This window comes from Pseudomonas sp. BN415 (assembly GCF_029871195.1).
In the GTDB taxonomy this organism is placed as follows: Bacteria; Pseudomonadota; Gammaproteobacteria; order Pseudomonadales; family Pseudomonadaceae; genus Metapseudomonas; species Metapseudomonas resinovorans.
In genome coordinates this window covers 37,804-45,790 of the sequence record NZ_SSOK01000045.1, presented here as the reverse complement: position 1 = coordinate 45,790, position 7,987 = coordinate 37,804, and the positions used below count along the sequence as shown (strand labels likewise).

General features: G+C 64.3%; 8 protein-coding genes. 6 read left to right on the top strand and 2 right to left on the bottom strand.

What is annotated here, in order from left to right; all coding sequences use genetic code 11:
• The 3 genes from E8F20_RS11265 to lipA form a co-directional block, all read left to right on the top strand.
• Nucleotides 1-1,206 (top strand): L-serine ammonia-lyase (locus tag E8F20_RS11265; protein ID WP_280282710.1); only part of this gene is annotated, 1,206 nt, incomplete at its 5' end.
• Nucleotides 1,207-1,288: 82 nt separating this feature from the next.
• The gene (gene gcvT, locus E8F20_RS11260; protein WP_280283792.1) at nt 1,289-2,404 is read left to right on the top strand and encodes a glycine cleavage system aminomethyltransferase GcvT; all 1,116 of its coding nucleotides are present in this window, start codon (nt 1,289-1,291) and stop codon (nt 2,402-2,404) included.
• 57 nt (nt 2,405-2,461) lie between these two features.
• A complete protein-coding gene (gene lipA, locus E8F20_RS11255; RefSeq protein ID WP_280283791.1) occupies nt 2,462-3,436 on the top strand; it encodes a lipoyl synthase in 975 nt (324 codons plus the stop codon).
• 91 nt (nt 3,437-3,527) lie between these two features.
• Here lipA and E8F20_RS11250 read toward each other — a convergent pair whose 3' ends face one another.
• Nucleotides 3,528-3,659, bottom strand: a complete 132-nt coding sequence (locus E8F20_RS11250) for a hypothetical protein (protein WP_256658017.1) — start codon at nt 3,657-3,659, stop codon at nt 3,528-3,530.
• Nucleotides 3,660-3,911: 252 nt separating this feature from the next.
• On the opposite strand from E8F20_RS11250, the gene E8F20_RS11245 reads away from it, so the two are divergent.
• From E8F20_RS11245 to E8F20_RS11235, 3 genes are all read left to right on the top strand, one after another.
• A complete protein-coding gene (locus E8F20_RS11245) occupies nt 3,912-4,679 on the top strand; it encodes a protein phosphatase 2C domain-containing protein (protein WP_280283790.1) in 768 nt (255 codons plus the stop codon).
• Between the two features lie 4 nt (nt 4,680-4,683).
• On the top strand, nt 4,684-6,207 hold the full coding sequence (locus tag E8F20_RS11240; RefSeq protein WP_280283789.1) for a serine/threonine-protein kinase: 1,524 nt from the start codon (nt 4,684-4,686) through the stop codon (nt 6,205-6,207).
• A 75-nt stretch (nt 6,208-6,282) separates the two neighbouring features.
• Nucleotides 6,283-7,125 carry an FHA domain-containing protein gene (locus E8F20_RS11235; protein ID WP_280283788.1) on the top strand — a complete coding sequence of 281 codons (843 nt, stop codon included), beginning with the start codon at nt 6,283-6,285 and terminating at the stop codon, nt 7,123-7,125.
• A 133-nt stretch (nt 7,126-7,258) separates the two neighbouring features.
• On the opposite strand, the gene E8F20_RS11230 is transcribed toward E8F20_RS11235, so the two are convergent.
• Nucleotides 7,259-7,849 (bottom strand): NAD(P)H-dependent oxidoreductase, encoded by a 591-nt coding sequence (locus tag E8F20_RS11230; protein ID WP_280283787.1) that lies wholly within the window; start codon nt 7,847-7,849, stop codon nt 7,259-7,261.
• Nucleotides 7,850-7,987: the final 138 nt, after the last annotated feature.

Here is a 7,987-nt window from a genome sequence, read left to right as displayed (position 1 = left end):
GGCAAGGGCCACGGCAGCGACAAGGCCGTGTTGCTGGGGCTGGAAGGCGAGCAACCGGATACCGTGGATACCGAACGCGTGGATGAGCGCCTGGCGAGCATTCGCCAGAGCGGCGAACTGCGCCTGGGCGGCGAGAAGCCGATCCATTTCGTGGAAAAAGAGCACTTGGCGATGATCCGCAAGCCGCTCCCCTACCACCCCAACGGCATGATTTTCCGCGCCTTTGACGACGCCGGCATCCAGATCCGTTCGCGCGAGTACTACTCGGTGGGCGGCGGCTTCGTGGTGGACGAGGAAGCGGCCGGGCTCGACCGCATAGTCGAAGACCGCACGCCGCTGCCCTATCCCTTCAAGACCGGCAAGGACATGCTCGCCCACTGCAGCGCCACCGGACTCTCCATCAGCAGCCTGATGCGCGAGAACGAGAAAGCCTGGCGCACCCCTGAAGAGACCAGCGCCGGCCTGATGAAGATCTGGCAGGTGATGCAGGACTGCGTGACCACCGGCTGTCGCAAGGAAGGCATCATGCCCGGGGGGCTCAAGGTGAAGCGCCGCGCCGCCGCGCTCTACCGCCAACTCAGCGAACACCCGGAAGCCAGCCTGCGCGACAGCCTCAGCGTGCTGGACTGGGTCAACCTCTACGCCCTGGCGGTGAATGAGGAAAACGCCAGTGGCGGCCGTGTGGTCACCGCCCCTACCAACGGTGCGGCCGGCATCGTGCCCGCCGTGCTGCACTACTACAGCCGCTTCGTGCCGGGCGCCAACGCCGACGGTATCGAGCGCTTCCTGCTCACGGCCGCCGCCATTGGCATCCTCTACAAAGAGAACGCCTCCATCTCCGGTGCCGAAGTCGGCTGCCAGGGCGAAGTGGGCGTGGCCTGTTCGATGGCCGCCGGCGCGCTCTGTGAAGTCATGGGCGGCACCCCGCAGCAGGTGGAGAACGCCGCCGAAATCGGCATGGAGCACAACCTCGGCCTGACCTGCGACCCGGTCGGCGGACTGGTCCAGGTGCCCTGCATCGAGCGCAACGCCATGGGTTCGGTGAAGGCCATCAATGCCGCACGCATGGCCCTGCGCGGCGACGGCCAGCACTTCATCTCCCTCGACAAGGTCATCCGCACCATGCGCCAGACCGGCGCCGACATGAAGAGCAAGTACAAGGAAACCGCTCGCGGCGGCCTCGCCGTGAACATCATCGAATGCTGATTTCTCTCCCTCTCCCTCTGGGAGAGGGGCCGGGGGTGAGGGAAACCTCATCCCACTCGGACTTTTATTCCTGGAGCCTTACATGACCGATCTCGCCAAAACCCCGCTGCACGCCCTGCACCTCGAACTCGGCGCGCGCATGGTGCCCTTCGCCGGTTACGACATGCCGGTGCAATACCCGCTCGGCGTGCTCAAGGAGCACCTGCACACCCGCGAACAGGCCGGCCTGTTCGACGTGTCCCACATGGGCCAGATCATTCTGCGTGGCGAGCATGCGGCCCGCGCCCTGGAAAGCCTGGTGCCGGTGGACATCATCGACCTGCCCGCCGGCATGCAGCGCTATGCCCTGTTCACCGACGAAAACGGCGGCATCCTCGACGACCTGATGGTGGCCAATGCCGGCGACCACCTGGTGCTGGTGGTCAACGCCGCCTGCAAGGAGCAGGACCTGGCGCACCTGCAAGCGCACATCGGCGAACAATGCGAGATCGAGTCGCTGTTCGAATCCCGCGCTTTGCTGGCCCTGCAAGGTCCCGCCGCCGCCGAAGTGCTCGGCCGCCTGGCGCCGGAGGTGAAAACAATGACCTTCATGCAGTTCGGCCGCGTGCGCCTGGAAGGCGTGGAGTGCTACGTCAGCCGCTCCGGCTACACCGGCGAAGACGGTTACGAGATCTCCGTGCCCGTGGCCCAGGCCGAAGCCCTGGCGCGCACCCTGCTGGCCCAGCCGGAAGTCCAGCCGATTGGCCTGGGCGCCCGCGACTCCCTGCGCCTGGAAGCCGGCCTGTGCCTCTACGGCCATGACATGAACACCGACACCACGCCGGTGGACGCCAGCCTCACCTGGGCCATCTCCAAGGCCCGCCGCGCCGACGGCCTGCGCGCAGGTTGCTTCCCGGGCGCCGGACGCATCTTCGCCCAGCAGCAAGAGGGCGTTGTCAGCAAACGCGTCGGACTGTTGCCCAGCGGCCGCGCGCCGGTACGCGAGGGCACACAGATCGTCAACGCTGAACAGCAGGTCATCGGCCAGGTCAGCAGTGGCGGCTTCGGCCCGAGCCTGGGCGGACCGCTGGCCATGGGGACGCTCGACAGCCGCTACACGGCGCTGGAGACCGAGGTCTATGCCCTGGTGCGTGGCAAACCCCTGCCAATGCGGGTGGTGAAAACCCCCTTCGTGCCACAGCGCTACTACCGCGGCTGAAGGCAAACGCCTGCCTTGAATGGGTAGGCGCGAACGCCGATCCTTCGGAGCAAGAGCATGACCGAAACCCAGACCAGCCCACGTCCGCAGCCTTTGCAAACCGGCGTGAAGCTGCGCGGCGCAGAGAAGGTCGCGCGCATCCCGGTGAAAATCATTCCCACTGACGAGATACCGCGAAAGCCCGACTGGATCCGGGTAGAGATTCCCGCCTCGCCGGAGGTGGCTCGCATCAAGCACTTGCTGCGCAAGCACAAACTGCACAGCGTCTGCGAAGAGGCGTCCTGCCCGAACCTGGGCGAGTGCTTCTCCGGCGGCACCGCGACCTTCATGATCATGGGCGACATCTGCACCCGCCGGTGCCCCTTCTGCGACGTAGGCCACGGCCGGCCGAAGCCGCTGGATGCCGATGAACCGAAGAATCTGGCTATCGCCATCGCTGACCTGCGCTTGAAGTACGTGGTGATTACCTCGGTGGACCGTGACGACTTGCGCGACGGCGGTGCCCGGCACTTCGTCGATTGCCTGCGCGAGATCCGCAAGCTGTCTCCGGGCATCCAGCTGGAAACCCTGGTGCCGGACTACCGCGGGCGCATGGACGTGGCGCTCGCCATCACCGAGCAAGAGCCGCCGGATGTGTTCAACCACAATCTGGAAACCGTACCGCGCCTGTACAAGGCAGCGCGTCCCGGCTCGGACTTCGAGTGGTCGCTGGACCTGCTGCAGAGCTTCAAGAAGCGCGTGCCCCACGTGCCGACCAAATCCGGCCTGATGCTCGGCCTGGGCGAGACAGACGAGGAAGTGATCGAGGTCATGCAGCGCATGCGTGAGCACGAGATCGACATGCTGACCCTCGGCCAGTACCTGCAACCGTCGCGCAACCACCTGCCGGTGCAGCGTTTCGTCCACCCGGACACCTTCGCCTGGTATGCCGACAAGGGTGCCGAGATGGGCTTCAAGAACGTGGCTTCAGGCCCGCTGGTGCGCTCCTCGTACCATGCCGACCAGCAAGCCCACGGGACGAAGATCAACTGATTGACGCCAGGCCCGCCCCTTCCTGAAGAGTCGGCAAAGCGCAAAAAACAACGCCCTCCGAATGGAGGGCGTTTTCACAGCGGGGGAGGGTTCACGGATTCGGCGCATGGCTGCCGAGAAGGCCGCCACTGGATTTCTTGCCGCGCTTGGCCGTGCGCTTTTCCAGAAGGGTTTTCTGGGGCTTTTTCTTCGCTTCGCGTTTTGAGTCGAGACCTTTGCTCATGGCGTCTATCTCCGAGAGAGGGGGGGATGGATCAGCGCATCCCTGCCTTGAAGCGCTCAATGGCCATTACCACCTCCTGGGCTGCACGAGCCGGTTAGTTTACGGAGCCGATGAAAACAGCATAGTCGCCTTGCGGGCGGCTGCATGACCCGGCAAACCCTCGATTGCTTAACACTTCATGCGCCAGGCGGTGACAGCGCCCGGCGCTGGCCGCATCATGCGGGATCATCGCTGGACGGTAGTAGGAACCCCATGTCCGAGCTCCTGGGATACGCCGCGCAATCCATCGTCGGTTGCGTGCGTGAACACAACGAAGATGCGCTGCTGTGCGCCCCTGAACTGGGGCTCTGGGCCGTGGCCGATGGAATGGGCGGCCACCAGCGCGGCGAAGTCGCCAGTGCTGTGGCCCTCGATGCCCTGCGCGAGGCCGTGGCCGCCAAGCAGGACCTGGGCGCCGCCGTGCAGACCGCCCATCGCGCCGTGGTAGCGGCGGCATCGGGCTCCGGCATGGGCACCACGCTGGTGGCGGTGAAGTTCGACGGCGCGATGTTCGATCTGGCCTGGGCCGGCGACAGTCGCGCCTACCGCGTCGGCGTTGACGGCATCACGCGGCTCAGCCATGACCACAGCCTGGTGCAGGCGCTGGTGGATGCGGGTGAGTTGAGCCCGCAGCAGGCTCGCCGCCATCCGCAGCGCAATGTGGTGACCCAGTGTCTTGGCCAGGAACACCAGGGCCTCGAAGTCGGTGGTGTGAAAGACGCCCTGGCGCCCGGTGAACTCCTGCTGCTCTGCAGTGACGGCCTGACCGGTGAACTGGCCGATGACGAGATCCTTGCCCAGTGCGCCCGTGCGGAAACCCTGGACGACCTGGTGGCACACTTGCTGGCGCTGGCCTGCGATGCCGGTGGTCGGGACAACATCTCCTGCATCGTGATCGGCCTGGTGTTGTCGGAAACCACTGTGGCGGCAAACAGGTCGAATTCGTTCCTGAGCCGGTTGCTCAAATCGCGAAGATCCTGAATCCATGAACGACAATCTGCTAGATATACCCGGCTACCTCGTACACGGCCGCCTGGGCAAGGGCGGGATGGCCGAGGTCTACCTCGCCACCCAGGAATCGCTCAGCCGCAAGGTGGCGGTGAAGGTGCTGGACAAACTGGACGATGAAGCCTTTACCAGCCGCTTCATCAGGGAAGCGCGCATGCTTGCTTCCCTGCACCACCCGTCCATCGTCACCATCCACGATATCGACCGTCTGCCCGACGGTCGCCACTACCTGGCGATGGAGTTCCTCTCCGGCGGCGACCTGGGCCGCTACAAGGGGCAGGCGCTGGAGCCGCTGGAGGCATTGTGTATCGTCCGGCAGATAGCCGGAGCCCTGGCCGTGGTGCACGGCAAGGGCCTGATACACCGCGATATCAAACCGGCCAATATCCTCTTCCGTGACGACGGCACGGCGGTGCTCACCGATTTCGGCATCGCCAAGGACCTGGAACTGGACAGCGAACTGACCCAGTTCAACGTTGCGGTCGGCAGCCCGGCCTACAGCAGCCCGGAGCAAGCCCAGTGCCAGGCGCTGGATGCGCGTAGCGACATCTATAGCCTGGGCGTGATCCTGCTGGAGCTGCTGACCGGCGAGAACCCCTATCGTGGTGCCAGCTACGCCGAAACCGTGCTCAACCACGTGCAGATGGACCCGCCCGTGCTGCGCAGGGGGCTGGCTGACTACCAGCACCTGATCGACCGCATGCTGGCCAAGGACCCGGACGAACGCTTTGCCGATTGCCGCGTGCTGTTGGACAGCCTGAACGAGCTGTGCGACCTCGATCTTGATTTCACCCGCATCGCGCCGGCCGTGGCCGTGAACCCGACGGCGAAGCAGCCGGCGGCAAACCGTCGTTACCGTGGCTTGCTCTGGGGCCTGGCCGGACTGATGTTGCTGGTCGTTTCCAGCGGCGGTGGCTACTACGTCGTACTACGAATGAAAATCGCCGACCTGCTGGAACTGGGCGAACAGCGCCTGGCCGAAGGCAAGCTGATGGCGCCGGCAGCGGACAACGCCGACTTCTACTTCCATGAAGTGCTGCGCCTGGACAAGGACAACGCCAAGGCGGGTGATGGCCTGCAGCGCGTCCTGGCCGCACGTATCGCCAACGTCCTGGTGCTGGCTGAACAGCGCCTGGCCGAGGACAACCTGCTTCAGCCGGAACAGGACAGTGCGGTGTTTTATTACCAGGAGGTGCTCACCCTGGCCCCCGGCAACGAACAGGCATTGGCCGGGCTGGAGAAGGTGGCGCAGCGCTTTGTCGAACACAGTGAAGAGGCCTATCGCCGGCGCGAATTCGCTCTGGCGTTGGAGTACATCGACGCCGGTCTGCAGGTGGCGCCGACGAACCCGACCCTGCTCGAACTCCGCGCCGTTCACGAGCAGAGGGTGCGCAAGGCCAAGGCGGCGCGGGTGGCCACGGCGCGTCCAGCCAAGCCGCAGGCTCGTCAGGAAGAGCAGGAAAATCCCATCAAAAAACTGTGGAACCGCCTTTTCAACTAACTGCCAACTCCAGCAAAGTCAGGGTGCAGGCACATAGCTATCATTGTCCCGTGCCCTGCCTCCAAGGACTCCACAATGCTCAGGATTCATTTCGCGGATAACCGTCAGGCGCCCATCTGGCTGGTGGACGAACGCTTCACCATCGGCCAGGACAGCCGCAACAGCCTGGTCCTGGCGGACCCGGAGATCAGCCTGTTCCACGCGGAAATCCGTCAGGACCACGGCCAGTACTACCTGAGCGATTGCGGCACACCCGGCGGCACCTTCGTCAATGGCGAGCGCATCGGTGCGCGTTTCCAACTGCGTTCAGACGACTGTGTGCGCATCGGCAACCTCGAACTCTTGCTGGTGGACCCGGCCAAAGCCCGACCCAAGGTCGAAGCTGCGGCGCGCTGGTACCTGCAGGTCATCAAAGGGGAGCACGAAGGGCAGAAGTTCCATGTCACCGGCTCCATCACTTTCGGTCGCTCGGTGAAGTGCGAACTGTGCTTCAGCGATCAGGAGCTGTCGCGCCGGCACTGCGAGTTCTTCCTCAAGGACGATGTGCTGGAGGTCAAGGACTTGGCTTCGGCCAACGGCGTGTTCGTCAACCAGCAGAAAGTCAGCACGGCCGTATTGCAGCCTGGCGACCAGATCCGCATGGGTTCGGTGAACCTGCTGGTGATCGGCCCCAAGGTGGCGGCACCGCAAGCGGTGGACGAAGACGCCACACTGTTCATGCCTGTGGCGCAGATCCCCAAGCCCGCCGTGCCACGCCCAACGGGGCGCCAGCCCGTAGCCAATCCGTTGCGCGCCGCGGCGCAGAAGCAGGCCGCGCCCATCGAAGCGGCCCGTCAGTCGCCGAACAAGGTGCTGATCGGCCTGCTGGTGCTGGCCGTTGCTGCGGCAGCGGCCTTGGCCGGCAAGACCCTTCTGTAGAAGGGGCGAACTCATTCGCCAAGGGCCGCGTTGAATCAGTAGCCCGGATGAAATCCGGGAAAGCTCCAACCGCCGCTCCCGGATTTCATCTGATGGGTTTCGCTTCGCTCAACCACATCCTACGGCCGGTTGATCAGCCCTGAACTCCGAACACCTTTGCCAGGTGCTCCTCGTAGCGCTTCAGATCTTCCTCGATATTCGGCCGCTTCATCACGTCCACGCAGAGGAAGGTGGGCAGGGCGCTCATGCCGAGGAACTGGTTGGCCTTGTGGAAGGGGAAGTACACCGCATCCACGCCCTTGGCCTCGAAGAAGTCGGTGGGGTCGTCGAATGCTTGCTGCGGCGCGTTCCAGGTCAGTGACAGCATGTACTGCTTGCCCTGGATGAGACCGCCGCTGCCGTACTTCTGCGAGGCGTCCGAGCGGGTGCGGCCGTCATTGGCGTAAAGGCTGCCGTGACCGGCGGTGAACACCTCGTCCAGGTACTGCTTCACGGTCCAGGGTGCGCCCATCCACCAGCCGGGCATCTGGTAGATCACCACATCGGCCCAGAGAAACTTCTGCACCTCTTCGGCCACGTCGTAGCCAGCGTCGATCTGGGTTTCCTTGACGTCGAAGCCGGCGCGGTCGAGGAAGGCCAGCGCGGCGTCGTGCAGGGTGGCGTTGTAGCGGCCGTCGGAGTGGGCGAACTTCTTGCCGCCGTTGAGCAACAGGATCTTTTTCATGCAGTAGCCTCCGCAAGTTGATGTGGCGGCAGACTACCGGTCACCCCCCCTTCGGAAAAATCCGTTTGGCCGCAATTGAATATTGCTTGAAAGTCATGAATCCACATGTTTTGGTTGCGGTAGGGTTGATAAAAGTCA

Excerpts from the sequence above, each read along its gene's own strand:
- gcvT (WP_280283792.1), top strand. The coding sequence starts at position 1,289 with ATGACCGATCTCGCCAAAACCCCGCTGCACGCCCTGCACCTCGAACTC.
- lipA (WP_280283791.1), top strand. The coding sequence starts at position 2,462 with ATGACCGAAACCCAGACCAGCCCACGTCCGCAGCCTTTGCAAACCGGC.
- E8F20_RS11250 (WP_256658017.1), bottom strand. The coding sequence starts at position 3,659 with ATGAGCAAAGGTCTCGACTCAAAACGCGAAGCGAAGAAAAAGCCCCAG.
- E8F20_RS11245 (WP_280283790.1), top strand. The coding sequence starts at position 3,912 with ATGTCCGAGCTCCTGGGATACGCCGCGCAATCCATCGTCGGTTGCGTG.
- E8F20_RS11240 (WP_280283789.1), top strand. The coding sequence starts at position 4,684 with ATGAACGACAATCTGCTAGATATACCCGGCTACCTCGTACACGGCCGC.
- E8F20_RS11235 (WP_280283788.1), top strand. The coding sequence starts at position 6,283 with ATGCTCAGGATTCATTTCGCGGATAACCGTCAGGCGCCCATCTGGCTG.
- E8F20_RS11230 (WP_280283787.1), bottom strand. The coding sequence starts at position 7,849 with ATGAAAAAGATCCTGTTGCTCAACGGCGGCAAGAAGTTCGCCCACTCC.